The 24,652-nt window shown below is 71.6% G+C and carries 18 protein-coding genes and 1 tRNA gene; 8 read left to right on the top strand and 11 right to left on the bottom strand.

Features of this window, described 5'->3' with window-relative positions:
* Window positions 1–7 precede the first annotated feature (7 nt).
* The 8 genes from WMF44_RS03620 to WMF44_RS03585 all read right to left on the bottom strand — a co-directional run bounded on the left by WMF44_RS03620 (window position 8) and on the right by WMF44_RS03585 (window position 11,253).
* Window positions 8–370 carry a hypothetical protein gene (locus WMF44_RS03620; protein ID WP_437297718.1) on the bottom strand — a complete coding sequence of 121 codons (363 nt, stop codon included), beginning with the start codon at window positions 368–370 and terminating at the stop codon, window positions 8–10.
* A 658-nt stretch (window positions 371–1,028) separates the two neighbouring features.
* Entirely contained in the window at window positions 1,029–2,633 is a 1,605-nt protein-coding gene (locus WMF44_RS03615; RefSeq protein ID WP_437297717.1) for a hypothetical protein, read from the bottom strand.
* Window positions 2,634–2,653: 20 nt separating this feature from the next.
* Window positions 2,654–3,274, bottom strand: a complete 621-nt coding sequence (locus tag WMF44_RS03610) for a hypothetical protein (RefSeq protein ID WP_437297716.1) — start codon at window positions 3,272–3,274, stop codon at window positions 2,654–2,656.
* A gap of 489 nt (window positions 3,275–3,763) precedes the next feature.
* Window positions 3,764–5,158, bottom strand: a complete 1,395-nt coding sequence (locus tag WMF44_RS03605) for a hypothetical protein (RefSeq protein ID WP_437297715.1) — start codon at window positions 5,156–5,158, stop codon at window positions 3,764–3,766.
* A 206-nt stretch (window positions 5,159–5,364) separates the two neighbouring features.
* On the bottom strand, window positions 5,365–6,486 hold the full coding sequence (locus tag WMF44_RS03600) for a PEGA domain-containing protein (RefSeq protein WP_437297714.1): 1,122 nt from the start codon (window positions 6,484–6,486) through the stop codon (window positions 5,365–5,367).
* A 14-nt stretch (window positions 6,487–6,500) separates the two neighbouring features.
* Window positions 6,501–7,547: a hypothetical protein gene (locus tag WMF44_RS03595; RefSeq protein WP_437297713.1), complete on the bottom strand. Its 1,047-nt coding sequence runs from the start codon at window positions 7,545–7,547 to the stop codon at window positions 6,501–6,503.
* Between the two features lie 29 nt (window positions 7,548–7,576).
* Window positions 7,577–10,111 carry a protein kinase domain-containing protein gene (locus WMF44_RS03590; RefSeq protein ID WP_437297712.1) on the bottom strand — a complete coding sequence of 845 codons (2,535 nt, stop codon included), beginning with the start codon at window positions 10,109–10,111 and terminating at the stop codon, window positions 7,577–7,579.
* Window positions 10,111–11,253 carry a serine/threonine-protein kinase gene (locus WMF44_RS03585; RefSeq protein WP_437297711.1) on the bottom strand — a complete coding sequence of 381 codons (1,143 nt, stop codon included), beginning with the start codon at window positions 11,251–11,253 and terminating at the stop codon, window positions 10,111–10,113. The genes WMF44_RS03590 and WMF44_RS03585 overlap by 1 nt, the downstream gene beginning before the upstream one ends.
* Before the next feature lie 387 nt (window positions 11,254–11,640).
* Here WMF44_RS03585 and WMF44_RS03580 point away from each other — a divergent pair, with 387 nt between their 5' ends.
* The 6 genes from WMF44_RS03580 to WMF44_RS03555 all read left to right on the top strand — a co-directional run bounded on the left by WMF44_RS03580 (window position 11,641) and on the right by WMF44_RS03555 (window position 19,215).
* Window positions 11,641–11,949 carry a hypothetical protein gene (locus WMF44_RS03580; RefSeq protein ID WP_437297710.1) on the top strand — a complete coding sequence of 103 codons (309 nt, stop codon included), beginning with the start codon at window positions 11,641–11,643 and terminating at the stop codon, window positions 11,947–11,949.
* Between the two features lie 50 nt (window positions 11,950–11,999).
* Window positions 12,000–12,638, top strand: coding sequence for a sigma-70 family RNA polymerase sigma factor (locus tag WMF44_RS03575; protein WP_437297709.1), 639 nt, complete (start codon window positions 12,000–12,002; stop codon window positions 12,636–12,638).
* Between the two features lie 267 nt (window positions 12,639–12,905).
* On the top strand, window positions 12,906–13,721 hold the full coding sequence (locus WMF44_RS03570) for a hypothetical protein (protein ID WP_437297708.1): 816 nt from the start codon (window positions 12,906–12,908) through the stop codon (window positions 13,719–13,721).
* A gap of 633 nt (window positions 13,722–14,354) precedes the next feature.
* Window positions 14,355–15,182, top strand: a complete 828-nt coding sequence (locus WMF44_RS03565) for an electron transfer flavoprotein subunit beta/FixA family protein (protein ID WP_437297707.1) — start codon at window positions 14,355–14,357, stop codon at window positions 15,180–15,182.
* Window positions 15,183–15,281: 99 nt separating this feature from the next.
* Window positions 15,282–16,286: an electron transfer flavoprotein subunit alpha/FixB family protein gene (locus tag WMF44_RS03560; RefSeq protein ID WP_437297706.1), complete on the top strand. Its 1,005-nt coding sequence runs from the start codon at window positions 15,282–15,284 to the stop codon at window positions 16,284–16,286.
* A 181-nt stretch (window positions 16,287–16,467) separates the two neighbouring features.
* Complete coding sequence (locus tag WMF44_RS03555) at window positions 16,468–19,215, top strand: ATP-binding protein (RefSeq protein ID WP_437297705.1); 2,748 nt, start codon at window positions 16,468–16,470, stop codon at window positions 19,213–19,215.
* A gap of 308 nt (window positions 19,216–19,523) precedes the next feature.
* Here WMF44_RS03555 and WMF44_RS03550 read toward each other — a convergent pair.
* Window positions 19,524–19,597 (bottom strand) — tRNA-Pro (locus tag WMF44_RS03550).
* A gap of 457 nt (window positions 19,598–20,054) precedes the next feature.
* Between WMF44_RS03550 and WMF44_RS03545 the strand changes: the two genes are divergently transcribed.
* Entirely contained in the window at window positions 20,055–20,663 is a 609-nt protein-coding gene (locus WMF44_RS03545) for a response regulator (RefSeq protein ID WP_012233257.1), read from the top strand.
* A 94-nt stretch (window positions 20,664–20,757) separates the two neighbouring features.
* Here WMF44_RS03545 and WMF44_RS03540 read toward each other — a convergent pair whose 3' ends face one another.
* Window positions 20,758–21,516, bottom strand: a complete 759-nt coding sequence (locus WMF44_RS03540; protein ID WP_437297704.1) for a TlpA family protein disulfide reductase — start codon at window positions 21,514–21,516, stop codon at window positions 20,758–20,760.
* A gap of 65 nt (window positions 21,517–21,581) precedes the next feature.
* Here WMF44_RS03540 and WMF44_RS03535 point away from each other — a divergent pair, with 65 nt between their 5' ends.
* Window positions 21,582–22,841 carry a chorismate-binding protein gene (locus WMF44_RS03535; protein ID WP_437297703.1) on the top strand — a complete coding sequence of 420 codons (1,260 nt, stop codon included), beginning with the start codon at window positions 21,582–21,584 and terminating at the stop codon, window positions 22,839–22,841.
* 10 nt (window positions 22,842–22,851) lie between these two features.
* Here WMF44_RS03535 and WMF44_RS03530 read toward each other — a convergent pair whose 3' ends face one another.
* Window positions 22,852–24,297, bottom strand: coding sequence for a protein kinase domain-containing protein (locus tag WMF44_RS03530; protein ID WP_437297702.1), 1,446 nt, complete (start codon window positions 24,295–24,297; stop codon window positions 22,852–22,854).
* Window positions 24,298–24,652: the final 355 nt, after the last annotated feature.

The following is a 24,652-nucleotide window of genomic DNA, read 5'->3' as shown; positions in this document are numbered from 1 at the left end:
GCTCGGCTCACCATGCGTTCACCATCACGACGCTGACGCCCTGTGCCCGCGGCTCAGGAAGCATGAACAACGCTGTAGAGCCCTGCGCGCTTTTCCTGGGCCACAGGGCATACGTCACGGCGCCCGTCGCCAGCAGGCCCGATAGGATGTAGCTGCCTAGCGCGATGTCCCCCAGACGACCGGCGCGCTCGCCGGAGCGTTGGAGCTCGGCGCATCGCTCGGCGAACGACGGCGACGCCACGCAGCTGCCGCCTGCGGCGAAGATCTGGTGCCGTTGAGCACGACCTTCCGAGTTCGCATCGTTCGACGCGACGGTCATGAGCACGCCCACGCCGAGCCACACCGCGCTCACTGCTCCCAGCGCGATCACGGGCCCCCAGCTCCTCTTCTCCGGCAGCGGCTGCGCCTCTACCGACACCACGAGCGGCCCCGCCGCGGGCCCTTCGGCCCCCGTCACCGGCACGCGCTCTTCGCACCACCCCACACGCGCAGGCGCACAGCACAGAACTACCGCGAGAAGGTAGCTGCCCACCCCCGGCCCGTGCTCGGCCCTACGGGCCTGCGCGCGGTCCGCCCCTCCCACGTCCCACGCTCCGCGCGGGACGGGAGGGGCCTCGGTGGCAACGGCGGTTCGGGATCCAGGGCCACTGCGCCTCTGCTCCGCCGCCACGGCACCGCGATGCTCCGACGCCGCGCAAAAGTGATCTGCTGCCGGGCTGCCTTCAGCGACCGTAGGATGGTATCCGGGTTTGCGGCCCGACGCAGAAGCAGTCAGCAGATCATCGGTCCCTCCGCCCGCGCCTCTTGCGATCCACGCCAGGGTGGTGAAGTTTTCAGCGCCGGGCAGCCCACCGAGCCGCGTCTCCGCGACAAAAGACTCCCTATCACCCCAGCTCGGGGCGTGTCCATTCATTTCTTGTCTCCTCCTTCAGTTCAGCTGCTCACGGAGCACTGCGCTCGTCCGTCGCTCCTCCGCATTGCGCTCAGCCACGAAGAATTCTCACTTATTCTCACTACGCCGCTTCACTTCACCGGCCGCAGCTCGCATTGCCCGTGAAGTCCCAACATTCTCCGCTCACGCCTGCGTCGCCGGCGTTTCCTCCCGGCGCCGTGCCTCCGCCATCGCCCGCTGTACCCTCAATGAAGTTCGCCAGCGTCATCGCAGCGCCCGGCGCCGCCGCGTAGGCGATGCCCACCGCGTGGCCGCCTCGGCCGCCGGCTCCGGGGCCGCCCGCGCCGCCTTGACCGCCTCGACCGCCATCGCAGCCCCGGGTCGAGGGGGAGGTTCCAGAAGCGGCTCCGCCGGCGGCGCCGACACCGCCGTCCGCACCGCTCTGACCGGCGATGCCATTCCCACCCTTCCCCGCCTTGCCCACCGCGACGGTCACCTCCGTCAGCACAAGCTTCGTCCCGAGGCTCACGATCCCGAGGCTCGACCCGCCAGCCTTCCCACCGCCACCGCCCTTGCCACCGCAACCGCCGGCTCCGCCACCGCCGCCGCTCGCGCCGGGACCCTCCACGATGTTCGGGCCGGCCTTGCAGAACAGCCCAGCCTTCGCTCCGCCGCCGGCGCCTCCCCCTTGACCGCGTGTCCCAGTTCTGCCGTTGCCGCCGTCGCCACCCGTGACGCCCGCCAGCGTCAGCGTCGTGTCGCTGCCGGCCTCGCCGGCATTGCCTGCAACGCCTGGCGCACCGGGCTGTCCCTGCCTGCAGTTGGCCGACGCGTCACCTTGCCCAGCGCCGCCTAACCCATACTCGTCCGGGTTCGGCTCAGGCAGCGGTCCACCATCGGCACCTTTCTGTCCGTTGCCCTCCTCGGTGCCGGTGATCCCGCCGAGACCACCGGCGCCCCCGCGCGTCTCGCCGTCCTCGCACGTCGTCACGCCGGGGTCACCGCCTCGCACGGCCGCCGGCAGAGCGCACGCATTCGACGGCCGCGTCTCCTCCGTGTCTGGCGCGCTGGCTCCCGCCTGCGGCGCCTGCGTCGATGTCTCGCCATTTGCACCGTCGACCGCATCGCCTGCCGTCACGTCCACCTGCACAAGCTCCGCCTCGACGTCCGCCACCGCCACGCCGATCGACGACCCGCCCGGCTCCGCCGCGCTCGCCGCACGGATCGCGAAGCTCCTCACCTTCGCCCCGCTCGCGCCTTCCGTCATCGTGAGCGCCACCGCGCCCGCCGGTCCCTCGATGGCGCTACGCGTCTCTTCGCTCCACGTCCACTCCGCTTTGCAGGCGAACCCCCCGATCACCTCGACCCCAGCCTCGATCATCACGCTCTCCGCGAAGGCTCCGCTCGCGCACGCCAGCACCCGTTTGCCGTTCGCTTTGGCTACGGCCTCCCCGAGCGACGCGTACGGCTTCGCCTTCGTCCCGTCTCCCCCCGCCTCCGCCGTCGCGCTCGCGAACACCGCGCACTCTTCCGTCACCGTGCTCGCGTCCTTCGTCGGATCCGCCTCGCACGCGGGGTTCGGGACACCGCCGCCTGTGCCATCCCACAGCCCGCGGTGGTGGTCACACGACAGGGTAACCTCACAATCCTCCGCGACGTTGCTCCATACCGCGTCGCAACCGACGCTGCAAACGACCAACCCCCAATAACACAGCTGCCAGCGAACTTGATTCCTCTTCATCTCACCCTCGTTTCGGCTCTTCACCATGCCCCCCGCACCTCGATTCCCCCGTAACCGATGTGCGCTTCGGGTAGAGCACGCACCTTGCCTGACGCCTTGGTCCCCGAACGCGGCCAAAGCGCGTAGGCCGCAGCTGCGATGGCCAGCACGCCCGATGCTGTGTACGCCACGGTTGCTGCACGCCCGAATGTGTCGACGCGGAAGGCCGTTGTCCGAAGCTCAGAGCACGCCTGTTGGTGTCTAGACGGCGCATCCGCGCAGCCACCGCCGGCGTTGAGGATTGCGTTGGCCTGCGTGCGCCCATCCGCGCTCGCGTTGTTCGACGCCACCGTCATCCCGATCCCCACGCTGAGCCACACCGCGCTCGCCGCCCCCAGCGTGATCACCGGCACCCAATTCCTCTTGTCCGGCAGCGGTCGCGGCTCCACCAGCACCGCCGGCGGCCCCGCCACGGGCCCGACGATCCCCACATCCGTTGCGCCCCCGCCCCGCTCCGTCGTCGCTCCCGCCGCCGGCGACTCCTCGCTCTTCGTCGGCGCCGCGTCAACCGTCTCTCCCATAACCTCACGCACCCGCTGCTCGCACCACGCAGTTCGCGCAGGGGTGCTGACAGCGACAGCAATGAGCACGAGGATGCCCACCCTCGGCCGGTGCTCGGCCTTGCGAGCCTGCGCACGGTCCGCCCCTCCCATGTCCCGCGCTCCGCGTAGGACGGGAGAGGTCTCGCCAGCTACGGTAGTCCGGATGCCAGCGTGTCCACGCTGCCGCCCCACGACCACGGCATCGCGCAGCTCTCCCGCCGCGCAAAAGCGATCTGCTGCCGGGCTCCCTTCAGCGACCGTCGGATAACATCCGCTCTCGCGGCCCGACGCAGAAGAAGTCAGCAGATCAACGGTACCTCCGCCCGCGCCTTGGGCAGTCCACTCGATGGTGGTGAAGTTGTCAGCGCCGGGAAGCCCACCGTGCCGCGTCTCCGCGACAAAAGAGTCCCTATCACCCCGGCGCGGGGTGCGTCCAACCATTTCTTGTCTCCTCCTTCAGTTCAGCTGCTCATGATCACAGCGCGCGCCCTTCAGTCGTTCGCATTGCATTCAGCGCTGCGAATTTCTCACCCAGCAACACCGCTTTTCTCACTGTGCGCAGCTCTCGTTCGTCGCGAAGTTCCAGCAGATACCGCTCACGCCCTGGGCACCGGCACTCTGCTCCGATCCACCAGGTCCAGCACCGCCTCCGTCTCCGGCTGTGCCCGCCGTGAACTCCTTCAGTTTCAGCGTGGCGCTCGCCGCTGCAGCGTAGGCAATGCCCACCGCATGACCGCCTCGGCCGCCGGCTCCAGGGCCGCCATCTCCACCCGCACCGCCATCGCCACCTCGGCAACCGGCTTTCGAGCCTGCAAGGCCCGATGCGGTGCCACCGGACGCGCCACTGCCCCCAACAGCACCGCCTTGTCCACCTGCACCATCTCCGCCCTTGCCCGCCTTGGCCACGGCAACGGTCACGTCCGTCAGCACCAGCTTCGTCCCCAAGCTCACGATCCCGATGCTCGAGCCGCCCGCCTTCCCGCCTCCGCCCCCCTTCCCGCCACAGCCGCCCGCTCCGCCACCCCCGCCGCTCGCGCCTGGACCGTTGATCGGGTCCGCTGAGGGTCCACAGAACCGCCCTGCTTTCGCGCCTCCGCCGCCTCCTCCCCCTTGACCACGCGTCCCCGTCATGCCGCTTCGGCCGTCGCCACCTGCGATCCCCTCCAATGTAAGCTGCGTGGAGCCGTCCACTTCGCCGGATCTGCCGGGATCGCCGCTCTTACCGTTTGCACCGGCATTGCATTCATCGACTGCATTCTGCCCCGTGCCTCCGATGCCTTTGTTGCTCGGGTTCGGCTCTGGCAACGGCGCACCGTCCACACCCTTTTGCCCATTGTCCTCGTCGGTACCCATGGTCCCGCCGGGTCCACCGGCGCCACCGCGCGTCTCGCCGTCCTCACACATCGTCACACCGGACTTACCGCCGTAGACGACCTCGCACGCTTTCGACACCTCCGCCGGCGCGCTCGCTCCCGCCACCGTCGCCTCCGTCGGCGTCTCGCCCTTCGCGCCGGCCATCCCGTCGCCCGCCGCCACGTCCACCTGCGCAAGCTCCGCCTCGACGTCTGCCACCGCCACGCCTATCGACGACCGACCAAGCTCCGTCGCGCTCGCCGCACGGACCGAGAAGCTACGCACCTTCGCTCCGCTCGCACCTTCCCCGAGCGTCAGCGCCACCTTATCCGCCGCTCCCTCGATCGCGCTCCGCGCCTCGTCGCTCCACGCCCAGTCCGTCTCGCAATCGAAGCCCCCGATCACCTCGATCCCTGCTTCGATCGTCACGCTCTCCGCAAACGCCCCGCTCGTACACGCAAGCACCCGCTTACCCTTCGCGTTCGCGATCGCTTCCCCGAGCGATGCGTACGGCCTCGCCTTCGTCCCATCTCCCCCGGCTTCTGCGGTCGCACTCGCGAACACCGCGCACTCGTCCGTCACCGTGCTCACGTTCTGCGTCGGATCTGCCTCGCATGTAGGGTTCGGCGGACTGCCGCCAGCACTTCCGGATGCGAAGTGTTCGCAGCTCAGCATGAGCTCGCAATCCTCATCCATATTGTCCCAGAACCCGCTGCACCCGCAAATTGCCGTGGCGAGTCCCAAGCCTGCTACGATCCAACACCTTCGGCTCATGGTCGTTGTTCCTTCGCTCGAGCTCACCACGCACCCAACACGTCGATTCCAACACTACCTGCCTGAACCCGGGGCAATGCGCGAACGCGCTCCGTTGGTGTCGCTTTGGTTCGAGGCCATACGGCATATGTCACCGCAGCGATCGCCAGTGCTCCCGATGCGATGTAGGCCACCCGTGCAGCGTCGCCCAACGTCGCGCCTCGCGAGCCGATGCTCTGAAGCTCTTCACATGGCTTGACGAACGCGGCCGCGGGTGTGGCGCATTGTCCACCGGCGCTAAGAATCACTTCGCCTTTAGAGCGTGCGTCATCGTGCGCGCTGTTCCTCGCCACCGTCATCGCGATCCCCACGCCGAGCCCCACCGCGCTCGCCGCGCCCAGCGCGATCACCGGCACCCAGTTCTTCTTCGGCGGCAGTTCCACCGGCCCCGCAGGCGGCTGCCCCGTCACCGGCGCACCGGCCCCCACGAACGACCCGTTCGTCCCCCCATCCGTCTTCACCCCCGCCGACGCCTGCGGCGCGGCCTTCACTGGCGTTATCGCCAGCTTCACCTCCGCCGTCCCTCCCTTCGCCACACCCACCGTCTGGCTCGCCGGCTCGTAGTCCGGATGTCTCGCTTCCACCCGGTGCTCGCCGGGGTCGACGAACACCTCCCCTTCCAGCGGCGCCCGGCCCACGTTCTTGCCATCCACCAGCACTTCCGCTCCCGCTACGGTGACCGACACCGTGAGCGCACCCACCTGCGCCCGCGACTCCGCGAGCCACTGCTCCGCTCTCGGCTTCAGCTTCGCCACCGCCTTCAGCAGCGGCCAGTTCCTCAGCGCGAACGAAAGGTACTGCGCTGCTTCTCGGTGCTTCTGCAGCTTGTATTCCGTGTTCCCGAGGTTGTACGCCACGTCGAACGTCGGGTTCAGCTCCCAGGCCACCAGCAGCGCCGCCTCGGCTTCTTGGTACTTGCCCTCCAGATAGAGCGACTTCGCTTTGTCGACGAGCGCTTCGGCGCGCTTCGCCGCGTCGGCGCCGCTGGCAGGCCCCGTCCCTGGCGCGGCAGGCGGCGCCGCCGGCTGCGCGGCAGCGATGTCAGGGTCGGCGATCAAGGTCGCAACGGTCAGCAATGCAGCAAGCGATCGGCTGGTCATCATCATGGCTCCACGCGGTCTCACTCCATCCATCCTTCGTCTTGTGGCCGCTCCGTGGGCGCCGGCGCGGCCGGAGTCTGCGGTCGATGCGGCACCACACCCGTCGGCCGCGCGGGCACAGGCGACACCGGCGCTGGCGGCGCTGCCGGTTGGCTCGCCGTCGCGGTGTCGTCGAGGCTTGGCTCGACCGCATCCGGCGGTCCCGGCACCACCGGCGCCAGCAGCTCCGAGGCCTCCGGCGGCGCCTGCGTGCTGGGCGCCGGCGCCCCGCTCGACGGCGGCGCCGGCTCCGGCTCTTTCGGCGGCTCCTCTCGCCCCAGGATCCTCGCCAGCACGAACGGGCCGCTCACCGCGATCACCGCGAGCAACACCATCAGCCACGTCGGCATCCACTGCCGGCGCTTTCCCGTCGTCTCCGTGGCGGCCGGCGCCTTCGGCACCGCGACCGGCGGCGGCGTCACGGGTAGCAACGACGATGGCAGCAGCGCCTTGTCGATCGGCGGCAGCGCTCGATCCGCCCACTGGCTCGGCGCCGTCGCGCCCTGCGGCGCAGCCGCGCCCCCGAACACCGGCACTCGCTGCGTCATCGTCGCGCCGTGGTGCGCCGCCGCCGCCCCGTGCTGCACCGCCGCGCCATACTGCACCGGCACACGCTGCGTCATCGTCGCGCCGTGGTGCGCCGCCGCCCCGTACTGCACCGCCGCGCCGTGCGGATGCGCCGCCGTCACCTGCGGTCCTGCCGGCTGCTGCGCCGTCGCCGGAAACGGCGGCGGCACAGCTTGCGCCGGCGCCGCTTGCGCCGGATACGGCGGCGGCGCCGCCTGCACCGGCAACGGCGGCGGCACCGCGGGGTGCCCCTTGGCCAGCGCAGGCACCACCGGGAACTGGAACAGCGGCTGTCCCGTCGGCTTCTGCTGCTGCATCTCCGTCAGCGCGCGGTCCAGCTCCGGGTTGTTCTGCGCCTGCCGCAGCTTCCGCTCCGCCACCTCTGGATCCGCCTCGCGCCGGATGCTCTCGAGGTCCGGCAGGTACTGCCGGATGTCGTCGCTGTCCTTGTTGCTGCCCATCGAAGACCTCTCTCCTCAGCGACCACACACTAGAACGGCCTGCACCCCGCCGTGGCGCACGGCCCGGCTGGCTTCGCGCCCTGTTGCTTCGCAGGCGCCGCCGGCTTCGCGGGCGCCGCCTTCTTCCGCTCCTCGATCACCCTCAGAAACGACGGCTTCTGACGCTTCGGCATCGGGTAGAACTCCTCGTCGTCCTCCGTCTCCGCCGCTGCCTTCACAGGCGCTGCCTTCGCCGCCTCCTTCACCGCCGCCGCTTGCTCCTTCGGCGCCGCCGCTTGCTCCTTGGGAGCAGGCGCATCGGCCTCCGCTGCCGCCCGTGCCTTCTCCGCTGCTCCGGCCTCCACCGCCTCGGCCGTGCTCGCCGCCTCCGCGCTCGCCGCCTCCGGCACCGCCTCGGCCGGCGGCGCCGCCACCGGCACCGTCTCGGCCGGCGCTGCCGCGCTCGCCGTCGCGCTCTCCACCGGCGCCGCCGTTGCCGCCGGCTCTCCCGTCACCGCCGCCGGCCCGGCGTCGCGCGCCGAGCGCAGCCCCAGCACCACCCCCACGCCCCCCAGCGTCAGCGCCAGCGCCACCAGCGGTGCCAGCACGTACGCTTTCGGCGCCCGCCGCGGCTGCGTCAGCAGCGCCGCCGGCGCCGGCGTGGTCGGCGTCTCTTTCCTCAATGCCTCCACCGGTCCCGCGCTCGGCGCCGTCACCGAGCTCGGCGCCACTGGCCGCGCCGCGACCGGCTGCGGCGCCGATGCCGCTCGCTGCATCTCCATCAGCGCCGCCGGCGGCTTCACGTACGGTGCCCCTGCTTCCGGCCGCGACGGCACCACCACCGCTGACTGCTGCGCCATCACCGGATACGGCGGCGACGCCGCCGTTGGCTGCTGCGCCATCACCGGATACGGCGGCGACGCCGCCGCTGGGTGCTGCGCCATCGCAGGATACGGCGACGACGCCACCGCCTGCGGCCCCGTCACCGGCAACGGCGGCGGCGCTACGTACTGCGGCGTGACGTACGGCGGCTCGACCTCCGGCCGCGACGGCACCGCCGCTCGGTGCGTCTCTCTCCACGACGGCTGCGACGGCGCTGCGTACTGCGGCTCCATCGCCGCCCTCGGCGGCGGCACCGCGTAGCTCTCCGCCCTCACCTCCGCCGCCCTCGGCGGCGGCACCGCGTAGCTCTCCGCCCTCACCTCCGCCGGCCTTTGCGGTCGCACCCCGTACCCCTGCGCTCCCGCCTGCGGCATCACCGGCGGCCCCGTCCGCTGCGCCATCCGCTCCGCCCACGTCCCCGCGAGCTTCGCGGTCGACTCCAGCGGCTTCAGCGCCGGCAGCGGCTCCGTATGCCCCACCCCCCGCCCCCGCGGCAGCCTCGACGCCGGCGCGAACGGCAGCGCGCTCGCCGGCGCAACGAACTGCTCCAGCGGCGCCGTCTCCACGTGCACCACCCGCCGCCCCCTCTTCTCTTCTCCCTTCGCCGCCGCCGCGCCGCCTCGCCCCATCCCGCCCTCCACGCTCTTCCCGCGCGCCTCCTCCGTCTCCTCCTCGCCCGCTGCGCCCCTCTCCTCCTCCACCGGCGCGCTGTCCTCCAGCGCCACCCCCGCGAACGCCGCCTGACGCTCCGCCTCCATCCGCTCCCGCGCCAGCCGCTGCGCCAGCACGTGCCCTGCCGGCACCGTCTCTCTCAAGAGCCCCCGCAGGTCCCGCGCCACGTCATCGAACCTCGGATACCGCTCCTCACGGTCGATCGCGATGCACCGCGCCACCACCGGCCACACGAACTCGGGGCAATCCGGCACGATCTCGTGCACAGGCTCCGGCGCCGCAACAAGGTGCCCTGTCAGCGTCTCCTCCGCCGTCGCCGGCTCGCTGTCGTCCAGGAACAGGTGCTTCCCCGTCAGCACCTCATAAAAGATCGCTCCGAACGCGTAGATGTCCGTACGCCCGTCCGGCCTCGCCCGCTCCACGCGCTCGGCCTTCCTCGAGCTCGTGTACAGCATCTTCACCTGCTCCGGGGAGATGTACCTCACCGTCCCGACGTCCGGCAGATCATCGGTGTTCATCCCCCCGTCCGCGAACTTCGCTATCCCGAAGTCGAGCAGCCACACGTGCCCTTTCGCGTCCGCCTTCGTCCCCACCATGATGTTCTCGGGCTTCAGGTCGCGGTGCCATATCCCCTTCGAGTGCACGAACGTCATCGCGTCCGCCACCTGCAGCATCACGTGCATCGCGCTCAGGAAATCGAGACGGTACGCCTTGTTCAAGAGCTTCCTCAGCGTCCTGCCCTCGAGGTAATCCATCACGATGTACGCCACGTGATCCGGCGACACCCCGGCCTTCTTCATCCTCACGATATTCGGGTGCTTCAGCTTCGGATAGAACTTGCACTCCTGCCGGAACCGCCTCGCGAAGTCCTCTCTCTTCAGGTGCCGTGGCAGCATGCACTTGATCGCCACGACATCTTCCGAGTAGTCCTCCACTGCCTTGTACACCTCTCCCATCCCACCCGCGTCGATCACCTCCGTGATCCGGTAGTCAAGGAACACGTCCCCGGCCTTCAGCGCCTCCCGCGCCATCACCACACCCCCATCCCGCGCAGCACCAGCGCCGCGATCGCCGAGAACACCACCGTGCTCGCAAGCGTCAGCCCCGCGAACAGCCGCGCGTCCACCGGCGCCGTCCCCGCCTCCACCGCCACGCCCGCCACCCCCGCGCCCGCCCCGCTCGTACCCTCCGGCCTCGCCTCGAACCACGCCCTGCTCTGCGGCCCCCACCCCGCCTCCGCCTCCACCGTCCGCGCAGCTCTCCCGCTCCCGTCCTCCTCCGCGAGCTCCGCCCCGATCCGCCCCAGCTCCGCCGCGAACGCCTCGGCGCTCTGGAACCGCTCCTCCGGCCGCTTCGCCAGCGCCTTCAGCACCGCACGGTCCAGCGCCGCCGGGAGCCGCTGCGCCGCGTACCGCGACGGCGGCGCCGGCGTCTCCACCACGTGCGCGCGCAGCAGCGCCAGCGCGTCCTCGACATGGGCGAACGGACCGTGCCCCACGACCAGCGTATACATCAGCAGCCCCACCGCATACACATCCGCCCGCGCATCCACAGGCTGGCACCGCGCCTGCTCCGGCGAGGCCGTCCGTGGCGTCCCCACCAGCAGTCCGGCGTCGGTCGGATACGCCGGCCCGTCCACCGCAGGCGGCGCCCCCGGCGCCGCGCCGGCCAGGGCACCATCGAGCACCTTCGCGACGCCGAAGTCGAGCACCTTCGCGACCCGGGCGTCGCCCGGCGCCGCCGCCCCCGGCGCGCACAGGAACACGTTGTCGAGCTTCACGTCGCGGTGCACGAGCCCCACCCGGTGCGCCGCCGCGAGCCCCGCCAGCACCTGCCGCACCAGCTCGATCGCCTCGGCCACCGGCAGCGGACCGCGCCGCTGGAGCTCCTCCGCCAGGGTCCGCCCTTCGAGCCGCTCCATCACGAAATACGGGCGCCCCGACGGCGTCTGCCCCAGATCGAGGACCGACACCACGTGCGGCGACGACATCGCCGCCAGCGCCCGCGCCTCCACCTGCAGCCGGTCCGTGAACCGCGGATCGTGCGCCAGCGCGCGGCGGACGAGCTTCACGACGACCCGCTTCCGGAGCGCGCGGTGCTCCGCCTCGACGACCTCCCCCATGCCCCCGCGCCCGAGCACCCGGACCGCCCGGTAAGGTGTGCCTTCCAGCACATCCCAGGCACCGCCCGAGCGCCCTGAGCCGTCTGAGGTGCCGCGTTCCACCAGCGAGGTCTCCTGAGATGGAAATCACGACCAGGGCGCCGGTTCAGACAAAGAAAATGCACCGGCGATGCCGATTCCTGAAAAACTACGTCAATTCAAGCTGTTATCAGCCATCCGGCCACGGCCACGGCCAGGGCCGCAGCCCACTTCGGCGCACGCTCCGGCCCTCCCCCCGCCCCGGCACCCGCCCGCGCCCGGCGACGGCGCGCCTCCGGGGGCGGGGCGCGACAAATCGATCCCGGCGTGTCGCTTTCCTTGTCTGAACCGGCCACCCGGCAGTGATTTAGGAGAAGGAACGGGCGCCGCACGCACGCGGGCCCCCTGCGCGAGGTCCCCATGACGCACGACGCTTCCGACCAGCACGACGACCTGGAGCCGCCCGGCGACGCCGATCCCATCGTGGAGGCCTGTCTCGCCGACGCGCTCGGCCCGTACCTCGGGGTGCTCTCCCCCGAGGAGCTCGAGGATTACCGCAGGTATCTCACGGTCTTCATCACGACCCACCCGGCGGCGGCGCCGCTCCACGCTCGCTTGCGGGCGAAGGGCTACGTCCCGGCCGGGAGCGGCGCGATGGCCCGCGAGGGCGAGGGCGCGAGCGAGGAGGCGGCGGCGCCCGACGACGGGACCTCCGGCGGGCGGCATTGATCAGGGACCGGCGTCCTCCTCCTTCACCTCACCCTCCGCGGGAGCGCATCATGGCGGCGCTCCCCCTCGCTCGCCGCGTCGCCAGGGCGACCGCGCGGATCTACGGCGTGCGGACGCGCCAGGGCATCGAGGACTGCGAGCAGACGGCCTACCAGGCCCTCCTGGAAGCCGGGCTCGGCTTCGATGAAACGCGCGGCGTCCCCCTCGGCATCTATGCCTGGAAGCGGGTCGCCGGCGCCGTGATGCGGCAGCTGACCCGCGACGCGCCGATCCGTCGCGCCGGCGCCGCCGCCGCGCTCGACGCGGCCGAGTCGATGCGCGACACAAGCGATCCCTTCAGCGACGACGACGACGACGCGTCGGGCCAGCTCATGACCCATTGCCGGACGCTCGCCTTCACCCGCTTCGTAGGGGACACGGGCGAGCGGCTCAGGGCGCCCCCGGAAGACGCGCTCGCGCGCACGCGCGCCTTCGAGGCGCTCGCCGCGGCGCTCCGCGGCCTCGACGAACGGGAGGCGCGCCTCATCGAGCTGCGGTACTGGCAGGAGCTCTCGTGGGCCCAGGTCGCCGCGGCGCTCGGCGTCCACGAGAAGTACGCGACACGCATGGACGAACAGCTGCGGAAACGCCTTCGGGGCGATCTGCAGACGAGCCACGTCGAGGAGCCGCCGCCGAGCGAGGGGACCTGAAGAGACCTCCGCGCCGGACCACCCGAGCTTCCGGCGCAAAAGGCAATTACAGGCGATAACACCGTCCTCCCCTCTCGAGCTCCTCTCGAGCCGCGAATCAGCTGTAATTGAGCTGTAATCGAGCCGCGGCGCCCCTCCCGGACGCGCCGTGGGCCGACTCGAAATCTCGCGCCGAGCACAAGAGCCTTTACAATACCCATCCGGACTGAGAGCTTGACGAATGGTGCATTCCCCGGCGCGTCGCCGGAGGACAACCAAGGAGGCACCATGGCCCTCAAAGACCTCTCTCCTCGTCAAATGGTCCAGATCACAGGCGCCTGGCTCGACCCGGAGCGCGAAAGGCCGCGCCTCGTGTCGCTGAAGCGGTGCGCCCCGCTCATCGACGATATCGAGGAGGCGCACGAAGGCGTCTTGAAGTCGCACCGGCGGCAGAAGAAGGCGGACGACCAGATCTCGGAGATCCAGCAGAAGCAGGTCGCGACCGATCAGATCCATGATCGCAAGGCCCGCGGCGCCCATGCGGTGCTCACCGGCTTCGCCGATCTGGCCGACGATCCCGAGGACGCGGCGATCTACCTCGAGATCCGCGATCAGCTCTTCGCGGATGGGCTCAGGTTCATCGGGGCGAGCTACAGCGATGAGGCGGGCGAGGTGAAGCTCGCGCGCGACCGGCTGACGCCGGAGTCCAAGGCGGCGCTCAGGGCGCTGCCGACGCCGGGGGGCAACCTGCTCAAGGCGGTGCAGGCGTGGTTCGCCGCGGGCGACGAGCTCGGCAAGCTCGACGCGCAGCGGATCCACCTTTCGGCGGAGGACCGGCCGGGAGCGGCCGAGTCGCCAGGCGGGCAGCTCCGGGCGCGCAACCGCTGGATCAAGGTGGTGCGCAGCGTCCTCCAGATGCTGGAGCTCGAGGGGGCCGATGAGGAGACGGCGCGCCGGCTGCTCGCGCCGCTCCAGCGGGAGACGGCCAAGGCCGAACGCCGGCGCTCGGGCGGCAAGGAGGAGACCGACGTGGAAGGCGGCACGCCGCCCGACGCCGGCGAGCCAGCGATCGACGAGGGAGCCCCCGCGACCGGCGTGGATTGACGGGGCCGCCCCTCCGCCGGGCCCTCCGGGCTCACTCGATCCGTCAACCCCCCCTCCGCCGGGCCCTCCGGGCTCACTCGATCCGTCAACCACCCCCCTCCGCCGGGCCCTCCGGGCTCACTCGATCCGTCAACCACCCCCCTCCGCCGGGCCCTCCGGGCTCACTCGATCCGTCACCAACCCCCCTCAGCCGGGCCCTCCGGGCTCACTCGATCCGTTAACCACCCTTCCGCCGGGCCCTCCGGGCTCACTCGATCCGTCACCAACCCCCTCCGCCATCCCCCCTCTCAACGGATCGCGTCCATCACCAACCCCCTCCGCCGCCCCCCTCTCAACGGATCGCGTCCGCCACCACCCCCCTCCGCCACCTCCTCACAACGGAGCACCTCTGTCTCCCCGCGCTCCGCGAGACCCCTCACAATGGCTCGCGCCCTTCGAATAGGCCGTCGCGTCTGCTTGACGCACCACGTCGGCGCTGCCATGACCGGCTCCCTCCGCCTCGGGCGTGCTGTTTCAGCCGCGCGCGCCGGGTCCACGCATGGGTCCGCCGGCCCGGCTGTCGCAGGCGTGGCGCGTCCTTGCCGAGGCGGACTACGCTCTGCGTTACCACACAGCAACAGGAGCCACCGAGCCGTGAAGATCCTCGTTCCGCTCAAGCGCGTCGCCGATCCGGATAACGCGAACAAGGTGAAGATCCCCGCTTCCGGGGACAAAATCGAGACGACCGGGCTCGAGTGGAAGCCGAACCCGTTCGATGAGTACGCGCTCGAAGCGGCGCTCCGCCTGACCGAGGACGGCAAGGCGCCGAAGACGCGGGCGGGCGAGGTCGTCGTCGTCACCTTCGGACCGAAGGAGACCGAGCAGACCCTCCGCGCCGCGCTCGCCACCGGCGCCGACAAGGCCATCCGGGTCGACGTCACCGACGACAAGCTCGACGGCGACCTCGTGGCCCGCGCGCTCAAGACGCTCGTCGAGCGCGAGAAGCCCGACGTCGTGCTGATGGGCAAGCAGGCCGTCGACGGCGACTCCAACCAGGTCGGCCAGATCCTCGCCGAGCTGCTCGACTGGCCGCTCGCCACGTTCGCCGCGACCATCAAGGAAGAGAAGGGCGCGCTCCTCGTCGGCCGCGAGGTCGACGGCGGCGTCTCCACCCTCCGCGTGCGCCTGCCGGCCGTCGTCACCGTCGACCTGCGCATCGTCGCGCCGACCAGCGTCTACTCCCAGAAGACCGCGCCCGCGTTCAAGTACAACGACGGCGTCCGCTTCGCGGCGCTGCCCGCGATCATGGCCGCCAAGAAGAAGCCCCTCGCCGAGGTGAAGCTCGCCGACCTCGCCGCGGACCAGGCGCTCAAGGTCCAGTACACCGCGTTCCAGCCGCCCCCCGCGCGCAAGGCGGGCATCAAGGTGAAGGACGTCAGCGAGCTCGTCTCGCGCCTCAAGAACGAGGCGAAGGTCCTCTGACGGGGCGCAGCGAGACGAGACGGGACAAGAGGTCGATGACATCGAGGGTGCCGCCGACGCGGACCCCGACCCGCAGCGGCGGGTCGCGCAGGAGGGATCATGGCTGACGTTCTCGTGGTGGCCGAGGCCGCCGATGGAAAGCTGAAGAAGACGACGCACTCCGCTGTCACGTTCGCGCGGCAGGCGGCGGCGGCGCTCGGCGGGACGTACTCGATCCTCGTGATCGGCGACGCCCTCGGCGACGCGGCCGCCGAGGCCGCGACGCTCGGCGCGGCCAAGGTGCTCGTCGCCCAGGCGAGCTCGCTCAAGGACTACGTCGCCGAGCGCTACGTGCCGACCGTCGCGGCCGCCGCCAAGGGGACCGCGAACGCGGATCCCCGCACGCCGGCGACGTACGCCGTCGTCGTGGGCACCGCGAGCGCCTACGGCAAGGACCTGCTCCCGCGCGTCGCGGCGCGGCTCTCGGCAGGGTTCGCGAGCGACATCTCCGAGCTCCTCCCCGAGGGGGGCAAGCTCAAGTACAAGCGCCCCATGTACGCCGGCAACGCGTACGGCGTCTGCACCGTCTCGACCCCCGTCCAGGTCGTGAGCGTCCGCCAGAGCGCGTTCGCCGCCGCCGAGCCGACCGGGTCGACGTCGCCGATCGAGCAGGTCGCTGTCGTCCCGCCGAGCGCGGCGGCCGAGCGCGTCGAGTTCGTCTCCTTCGACCAGGTGAAGAGCGAGCGCCCGGAGCTCACCGAGGCGAAGGTCGTCGTCTCCGGCGGCCGCGCCCTGAAGGAGCGCTTCAACGAGGTCCTCGACCCGCTCGCCGACGTCCTCGGCGCCGCCGTCGGCGCCAGCCGCGCCGCGTGCGACGCCGGCTACGCCGCGAGCGACCTCCAGGTCGGCCAGACGGGCAAGGTCGTCGCCCCCTCGCTCTACGTCGCCGTCGGCATCTCGGGCGCCATCCAGCACCTCGCCGGGATGAAGGGCTCGAAGGTCATCGTCGCCATCAACAAGGACGCCGACGCGCCCATCTTCCAGGTCGCCGACTACGGCCTGGTCGCCGATCTCTTCGCGACCGTGCCCGAGCTCGTGAAGCAGATCCAGGCAGCCCGCAGCTGATCCTCGCGCGGCCGACACGGCCGGGGTGCACCTCGTCCGCCCTCCAGGGATGCGGGCGTACCCCGGCTCACCGGATGAGTCCGTCCAGCGAGGAGTCCACGTTCGCGGGCGCGATTTCCTTGTCAGGTCGCGCACGTAGCATCTTGTTCGCGTCCTGCGGCCGTGGGATCCCTTGAGCTCTATGCCCGAACGCCCGGACATGCCGATCGTCGCGGCGCTCGCGCAGGCGCGGGCATTGCTGTACGACGCGGCCAGCACCACGGAGCAGCGGCGGCTCATCGGCCCCACGGTCATGGAGATCGACCGCGCGATCGTGAGCCTCGATCCGACAGCGAGCGCCTCGTTCGAGCTCACGCCGCTCGCGGCGTCGGTGCCGCCGGTCGACACGGAGATCGAGGCGCTGCGCCGCGAGGTCGAGCGGCTGCGCGTGATCACCCAGCACGAGCGCGGGCTCCTCGACGCGCTCCTCAGCGAGAGCCCGCACGGCATCATCGTCTCCGACAGCCAGGGCAAGCTGATCCTCCAGAACCGCGCCTCCGAGCGGATCTGGGCCGGCAGCTCCACCGCCGAGAACGTCGAGGGCTGGGGGCGCTACCGCGCGTTCCACCCCGACGGGCGGCCGTTCGAGGGCGGCGACTGGTCGATGGCGCGGTGCCTGTCGCGCAGGGAGACCGTCCCCGCGGAGGAGATCCACTTCCAGCGCTTCGACGGCACCCACGGGATGCTGCTCGGCAGCTGCGCGCCGCTCTTCTCGCCGGAGGGCGAGATGCTCGGCGCGGTGTCCATCTTCGCCGACATCACCCAGTTCAAGCAGCTCGAGGCGGACCTCCGGGTCAGCAAGACCAAGTTCTCGACCACGCTGAAGAGCATCGGCGACGCGGTGATCTCGACCGACGGCACCGGGCGGATCGACTTCATGAACGCCGTGGCCGAGACGCTGACCGGCTGGACGCTCGACGAGGCGAAGGACCGCCGCCTGTCCGACGTCTTCCGGATCATCTCCGAGCAGACGCGCCACGATCTCGACAACCCCGTCACCGAGGTGCTGCGCCACGGCGGCATCATCGGGCTCGACGACACCACGCTGCTCCTGCGCAAGGACGGCTCGGAGCTCGCGATCGACTCGAACGGCGCGCCGATCCGGAGCGAGGAGGGCGAGCTCGTCGGGCTCGTGCTGGTCTTCCGCGACGTGACCGAGAAGCGGCTCGCCGACAAGTGGCGCTACTTCATCGGCGAGGCGAGCCGGCAGCTCGCGCTGTCGGGCCTCGATTACGAGAGCACGCTGGCCAACGTCGCCCGCCTCGCGGTGCCGCACATCGCCGACGCCACGGTGGTGGACATCGTCGAGCCGGACGGCTCGCTGGGCCGGCTCGCGGCCGTGCACGCGAGCGAAACGAAGAAGGCGCTGGGGCGGGATCTGCCGGCCCGCTACCCGACGGATCCCGAGGTGCCGCGCGCGGTGCACGCGGTGCTCCGGTGCGGCGAGTCGCTCCTGCTCCCCGACGTCGAGGGCATGGCGTGGCAGCGCGCCGCGTCGCTGAAGCCCGGCAACGAGTGCTGGTCCGGCGCGCACGACCCGGCGTACCTCGCGCTGCTCCGGGAGCTCGGCGTCCGCTCGGCGATGATCGTACCGCTGCGCGCCCGCGACCGGACGCGCGGGGCGATCACGCTGCTCTCGACCGAGCCGAGCCGGCGCTACACCGTCGAGGATCTCGCGCTCGCCGAGGAGCTCTGCAACTTCGCCGCGCTCGCGCTCGACAACGCCCAGCTCTACCGCGAGTCGCAGCAGGTCAACCGCGCCAAGGACGAGTTCCTCGCGACGCTCTCGCACGAGCTCAGGACCCCGCTCACCGCGATCCTCGGCTGGGCGCGCATGCTGCGGCAGGGCTCGCTGAAGCCGGATACGCACGTCCGGGCGCTGGAGGCGATCGAGCGCAACGGCACGCTCCAGGCGCAGCTCGTCGAGGACCTCCTCGACGCCTCCCGCATCATCACCGGCAAGCTGCGGCTCGACGTGATGCTGGTGGACCTGCCGCCGATCATCAACGCCGCCATCGACGCGGTCCGCCACGGCGCGGACGCGAAGGGGATCGAGCTGCTCGTGCAGCTCGACCCGAACGCGGGGCCGATCTCGGGCGACCAGACGCGGCTGCAGCAGGTGGTGTGGAACCTCCTGTCGAACGCGATCAAGTTCACCCCGCGCGGCGGCAAGGTCTCGATCCAGCTCGGCAGGGCCGAGGGGCTGGCCCGCATCCAGGTGAGCGACACGGGCCAGGGCATCGTGCCGGAGTTCCTGCCGTACGTGTTCGACCGCTTCCGCCAGGCCGACAGCACGAGCACGCGGCCGCACAGCGGCCTCGGGCTCGGCCTTGCGATCGCCCGCCACCTCATCGAGCTCCACGGCGGCACCGTGAAGGCGGAGAGCGCCGGGGACGGCAAGGGCGCGACGTTCACGGTGGAGATCCCGCTCGCGCCCCGGGGCGCCATCGCGGCCCTCCGGAGGGCCGACGGGCTGGTCCCGCTGTCCAACGAGCTGGAGCCGACGCTCCAGGGCGTCCGGGTGCTGATGGTCGACGACGAGCCGGACGCGCGGGAGCTCGTGACCACGGTGCTGGAGCGCAAGGGGGCGAGCATCACCGCGGTCGCGACGGTCGACGAGGCGCTGTCCGCGATCGAGCGCGAGAAGCCGGACGTGATCCTGAGCGATCTCGGGATGCCCGGGGAGGACGGGTACAGCCTGATCCGGCGCCTGCGCGCGCAGAGCCCGGAGCAGGGAGGGCGAATCCCCGCGGCGGCGCTGACGGCGTACGCGAGCGCACAGGACCGGACGCGCGCGCTGCTGGCGGGGTTCCAGTCGCACGTGCCGAAGCCGATCGAGGCGTCGGAGCTTGCGGCCGTGATCGCCAACCTCGCGGGGCGCACGGGGTAGGACCGCAGCCGCTCATGCCTACCCTGACGAGCACGTGCACGCGCACGCGCACGAACACGCGCACGAACACGATCACGAACACGAACACGAACACGCGGACATGGACGAGCACGTGGACGTGCGCGTGCGCGTGCGCGTGTTCGTGTTCGTGTTCGTGTTCGTGATCGTGTTCGTGGACGTAAACGACCAGCCGTAAACGTAACCGCCGACGGCCAGGAGCCCCCCCGCTCCCGGTCTCCCTGCCGGCACCCCCAAACGACGAAGGGCGGCCATCAGGCCGCCCTTCGTGGATCCCCAGCTGAACTGAGTCGGGGCGAGAGGATTTGAACCTCCGACTCCTCGGTCCCGAACCGAGTGCGCTACCAGGCTGCGCTACGCCCCGTTCGCTGCCCCAAGAGCAACGCCCGCTGAACAGCGGGCGCGCAACATCGCCAAGAGCGAGCCTCTTGTCAAGACGAAATGATCCGGGCTCCACCGCTGCACCGCGAGCTCTCAGCCCTTCCCCGGAAGCGCCCGCGCACCGCATGACGGCCAGATGACAAAAAACGGCAAGAATTCGCTCACTTCAAGGCCACCCCGGCGCCCCGGACGTTTCACGAAGCCAAGAATCGTGGGAGCGCAAGAAAAATGTCCCGTCCCAACTTGCTCAGGCCGTGTTAAAGTGTCACTGGAATCCCGATGTTGCCGAAAGGAAGCAGAGAGCGAGGCGTCTGGTGCGCCGGTGAGGGCCTCGCCCCCTGCTCGCGCAACTTGAGCAGGGGACCGCACGGGCGGCCCCTTCCAGAACGGACCAGGGCGACCGGCCGGCTCCGGCGGTCGTGACGTGAGAGGAGGAACAGGTGGCAATTGAGCTTCCCGCTGTACGCATTCTGATCGTCGACGACGACCGCGCGATCTGTGACTACATGCAGACGCTGCTCGAGCGCGACGGGTACCAGGTCAAGACGCTGGGCGACCCCACGACCGTGGAAGAAGAGGTGCGCACGGGCGGCTACCACCTCATCATCCTCGACCTGATGATGCCGAAGCTCGACGGCATCGAGGTGCTCAAGCGCATCCGCAAGGTCGACAACGACATCGCCGTCGTCATCTTCACCGGCTTCCCCAACCTCGAGAGCGCCGTCGCGTCCATGAAGCTCGACGCGGTCGACTACATCAAGAAGCCGTTCAACGTGGACGAGTTCCGCGAGGTGCTCGCCCGCGTCATGCGCAAGAAGGGCCTCGCGCGCACGCCCGAGGAGCAGCTCCACCGCGTCATCGGCGACACGATCAGGAACCTCCGCAAGGACAAGGACCTCACGCTGAAGCAGATGGCGCGCCGCACGGGGCTCAGCGTGTCGCTGCTGTCGCAGATCGAGCGCGCCGAGTCGTCGGCGTCCATCTCGTCGCTCTACAAGATCGCGGTCGCGCTCGAGTCGCGCATCCAGGACCTCTTCGGCCACTACTGATCCGCTCGCCGGGCGGCGACGCCTGGCCCGCCGCGCGCGCAGCATGGACGCACGCGCGCGCCCGGGCCGGCGCCGGCTCAGCGCCGGCGCGGGCTCAGCGCCGCGCGCCGCGCTCGATCGCCGCGTCGAGCTCGTCGAGCGCGAGGCCGGCGATCGCCTCGGCCCGCGCGCCCGACGTGTCGAAGACGATCACGTACGGCAGCTTCGAGACCTGCTTCAGGTACCGCCGGGCGAGCGGGCTGTCCCAGTCGACGATGTCGAGCTTGCGGTACGCGACGTCCTTGCGGGCCTCGAGCACCGTGACCATGTGCGCGTCCAGCTTGCGGCAGGGCATGCACCAGGCCGCCACGAAGTCGATGACCGTGACTTTGCCCGGGACGATGTGGGCGCCGAGGTCGGGGATGTCCGCGCCGCCGTCCTCGATCGTCCGGGCGTCCGCGCCCTCGGGGAACGTCGCCCAGCCGAGGTACTGCCCCTGGCCGGCGCCGAGCACCGCCTCGAACCCCTCGTCGGCGGCGAGCCGCTTCACGGTCCCCGCGACGTCGAACGACCGCGACGCGGTGACGGAGATCTCGGCGCGGCGCCTGTCGAAGGCGGCCGAATAGACGCCCGGGCGCTCGCGGAGATCCGCGACGAGCTCGGCGCCGCACGCCTCGCAGTCGATCTTCCGCAGGGAGACGACCGTTGTGCTCGCGCCCTCCGGGACGGGCTGCACGCCGCCGCAGGCGATCAGCAAGCCGCCGCAGGCGCTCAGCCAGCCGCCGCAGGCGCTCAGCCAGCCGCCGCAGGCGCTCAGCCAGCCGCCGCAGGCAGCCAGACGAAGGGTCGAAGAAAGGGCTTTCGCGCTTCGCACCGCGTCCTTCGAGCTACCTTGCCCGCCTTCTCCGCGCGGCGCAACGTCGTGTAGGCTGGGCCGCGATGAGCTCCGTCGTGACCCGTACGCTGCCGGCCGATCACGTCACGCCGGTCCGCGCCTACGCCGCGCTCCGCGCCCAGTCGCCGGGCCGATCGTCGTTCATGCTCGAGTCCGCCCTGCCCGGCGAGCGCTGGGGCCGCTACGCGATCCTCGGCTACAGGGCGCGCGCCGAGACCCTCCTCCCGAGCGGGTTCGACCCGTTCGCGACGCTCGCGGACGGGCTCGCGCAAGCCGCGGCGGCGGACACGTCGAAAGCGCCGGACGCACAGGGCACGGCGCGCGACCTGGCGGCCGGCGTCTGTCAGGCCTGGGTCGGCTTCCTCGCGTACGACGCGGTGCACCTGCTCCTGGGCGTCGAGCCGTGGCCCAACGAGGCCTACCTCGGACGGGTCATGAAGGACGCGACCGTCGTCGTGTTCGACAGCGTGGCGCAGACCATGATGATCGCCGGCCAGTCGCAGGGCGCCGTGAGCCGATGCGCCTGGGAGCTGTCGCACGGGCCAGAGCAGATGAGCCTGCCCGCGCTCGATCCACACGCCCTGCCGGAGCACGTCGAGACGCCGGTGGCCGACGAGGACTTCGCCGCGAAGGTGGCCGCCGCGCACGAGCGCGTCGCGGCCGGCGAGGCGAAGGAGGTCGTGCTCGCCCGCAGGTTCCGGGCCCCGCTGCGCGGCGCGGATCCGTTCGACGTGTACCGGGCGCTGCGGGTGCTCGCGCCGTCGACCCACCTCTACTTCCTCGACTTCGCGGAGTCGCCGTTCGCGCCGGGGCTCACCGTGGCAGGCGCGTCGGGCGAGACGCTCGTCCGCGTCAAGCGCGATCCATCGGCGGGGCCGAGCGCAGGCGGCGCGTCGCCCGTCGAGGCGCTGCGCGCCGCCTTCGCGCGCGGCAGCGCGGTCGGCGCGCCGGCGGCGCATGCGAGCGGCGTCAGCCGGCGCCTCGAGGCCGGCCCGCGCCAGATCTACGGCGGCTCGGTCGGGTACTTCGGGCCGGAGGGCGCGGAGATGGCGCACGCGCTCGGCGCCATCTGGGTCGAGTCGGGCTACTTCGAGACGATGACCGGCGCGCGCATCGGGAACGGGAGCGACCCGCGCGCGGCGTCGGAGCGGACGCGCGGCGACGCGCGCGCGGCGCTGTCGGCGATCCGCGCGGCGCAGGAGGCGCGCAGGGCGAGCGACGCGGCCGCGGAGAAGAGGGCCGCCGCCGAGAAGGCCGCCGCCGAGAAGGCCGCCGCCGACGACGACGCGGTCCGGAGCGCGTAGCGCGCAGCGCTCAGTCGGGCAGCAGGCTCTGGCGCACGCGCGCGCCCGTGGGGGCCGCCCCCGTGGCGGTGCCTGGCCGCGCGAGGCGCGACGACGCGGCGGCCTGGGGCGCGGTCGCCGCCGCGCGGGCGCCGCGCGGAGGAGGCTCGGGAGGCGCCGGCCGCGCCGGCGGCGAGGCGATCGCCTCGAGCGCGGCGGCGCGCGCCGCCCGGGCCTTGCCGGCGGCGAGCACCGCCGTGAGCACGGCCGCCCTGGCGCCGGTCGCGGCCATCACAGGCCTCGGGCGCTCGGGCCGCGTGAGCGTGACGAACGTCGCGACGCCCATCAGCGCGACGAGGCCGACGGGGAGGAGCCAGCCGAGCCGCGTGGGCGACGCGAGCCCGCGCAGCACGCTGGCGCTCTCCGCGCCGAGCAGCGTGTCCGGCGGCGTCGTGCGGCTCGCGGTCGGCGGCTCGGAGCCGGCCTCCGGCCGCACGACGGCGCGAGGGACCGCGGCGCTCCCCTGCGCGAACGCCGCGACCGGCGCCCGCGCCGAGGCGGCCCCGGCAGCGCGCGCCGACAGGGGCGGGCGCTGGAGGCCAGAGGAGGGCGGCGGCGCGTGCTCCGCGATGCGAGCGAACGACGACACCATCTCCTCCACCGAGCGGAAGCGCCGGGCCCGGTCGCGCGCGAACGCCTTCTCGAAGAAGCCGTCCAGCGCGGCAGGCAGCCTCGGCGCGAGGCGCGTCGCGATGGGCACCGGCGCGAGCAGGATCTTCGAGGCGACGACGCTGGCGATGTCGCCGGGGAACGGGAGGTGACCGGTCACCGCGCGAAACAGGATCGCGGCCAGCGACCAGAGATCGGTCTGCGCATCGAGGGTCCGCTCCGCACGGATCTGTTCCGGGCTGAGGTAGTGGAGCGCGCCCGCGCTGATCTCCGCCGCGATCTCGCCGACGAGCCGCGGCGCGACCGCCCTCGGGAGGCCGAAGTCGAGCACCTTCACGACCTCCTCGTCGCCCTCCAGCGCGAGGAAGAGGCTCTCCGGCCGGAGGCCCTGGTGAAGGAGGCCCGCCGCGTGGGCGGCCTGCAGGGCGTCGCCGGCCTGCGCCGCGACGCGCGCGGCCTCGTCCAGCGAGAGCCGGCCGCGCCGGACGAGGCGCGCCGCGAGATCCTCGCCGGAGAGCAGGTCCATCGCCAGGTAGACAACGCCGTCCTCGGCGCCGTGATCGCGCACGCTCACGACGTGCCGCGACGAGAGCTCGGCGGCGGCGCGGACCCAGCGGTCGAGCCAGAGGATCTCCCCCGTGGCGCCGGCGTCGGGGTCGAAGAGCTTCAGGGCGACGCGAACGCCCAGCCGGAGCTCGCGCGCGGCCCAGACCGAGCCGCGGTCGCGCGCGATCCGCGCGAACGGACGCGCGAGCTGCCTCTCCAGCAGATACTTCCCCCCAACGATGGTGCCCGGTGAGATATCCATGGGTTACCTGAGCCTCCTCCCCCACCGTAAAGTTGCACATACGCCATGCGGCGCAATTTGGCGTTGCGGGTCGCTGCACGGTTTGCTTGTGCGACCGCCTCGACCGTGCAGGCGGCGGGAGCGTTCGCACCGCACGCAGCGCGCGGGAAGAGGCGAGTCGTATCGCGGAGCACAGGGGGCCCGTCCCGGTTGGGGCGGACCGAACCCGGCCTCCGAGGTCGGTGCAGCGTCAGGCGCGGCGAGGAGCCTTACCTGGCGAGGCGGAACCAGGGCGGCCGCGGAGCGGACACCGGGGCGTGGAACGGGGCGAAGCCCCGAGGAAACAGGGCCGGTTCCGCCCGCGCGACGCCGCCGT

The sequence above is a fragment of the Sorangium sp. So ce426 genome (genome assembly GCF_051475585.1).
Classification (GTDB): domain Bacteria; phylum Myxococcota_A; class Polyangia; order Polyangiales; family Polyangiaceae; genus Sorangium; species Sorangium cellulosum_B.
Note: the sequence above shows the minus strand (reverse complement) of the source record. Positions and strands in the feature narration are given on the sequence as shown.

Coding starts and splice junctions, on each gene's coding strand:
- WMF44_RS03595 (WP_437297713.1), bottom strand. CDS start 7,547: ATGGGCAGCAACAAGGACAGCGACGACATCCGGCAGTACCTGCCGGAC.
- WMF44_RS03600 (WP_437297714.1), bottom strand. CDS start 6,486: ATGATGATGACCAGCCGATCGCTTGCTGCATTGCTGACCGTTGCGACC.
- WMF44_RS03555 (WP_437297705.1), top strand. CDS start 16,468: ATGCCCGAACGCCCGGACATGCCGATCGTCGCGGCGCTCGCGCAGGCG.
- WMF44_RS03570 (WP_437297708.1), top strand. CDS start 12,906: ATGGCCCTCAAAGACCTCTCTCCTCGTCAAATGGTCCAGATCACAGGC.
- WMF44_RS03590 (WP_437297712.1), bottom strand. CDS start 10,111: ATGGCGCGGGAGGCGCTGAAGGCCGGGGACGTGTTCCTTGACTACCGG.
- WMF44_RS03535 (WP_437297703.1), top strand. CDS start 21,582: ATGAGCTCCGTCGTGACCCGTACGCTGCCGGCCGATCACGTCACGCCG.
- WMF44_RS03580 (WP_437297710.1), top strand. CDS start 11,641: ATGACGCACGACGCTTCCGACCAGCACGACGACCTGGAGCCGCCCGGC.
- WMF44_RS03575 (WP_437297709.1), top strand. CDS start 12,000: ATGGCGGCGCTCCCCCTCGCTCGCCGCGTCGCCAGGGCGACCGCGCGG.
- WMF44_RS03530 (WP_437297702.1), bottom strand. CDS start 24,297: ATGGATATCTCACCGGGCACCATCGTTGGGGGGAAGTATCTGCTGGAG.
- WMF44_RS03615 (WP_437297717.1), bottom strand. CDS start 2,633: ATGAAGAGGAATCAAGTTCGCTGGCAGCTGTGTTATTGGGGGTTGGTC.
- WMF44_RS03560 (WP_437297706.1), top strand. CDS start 15,282: ATGGCTGACGTTCTCGTGGTGGCCGAGGCCGCCGATGGAAAGCTGAAG.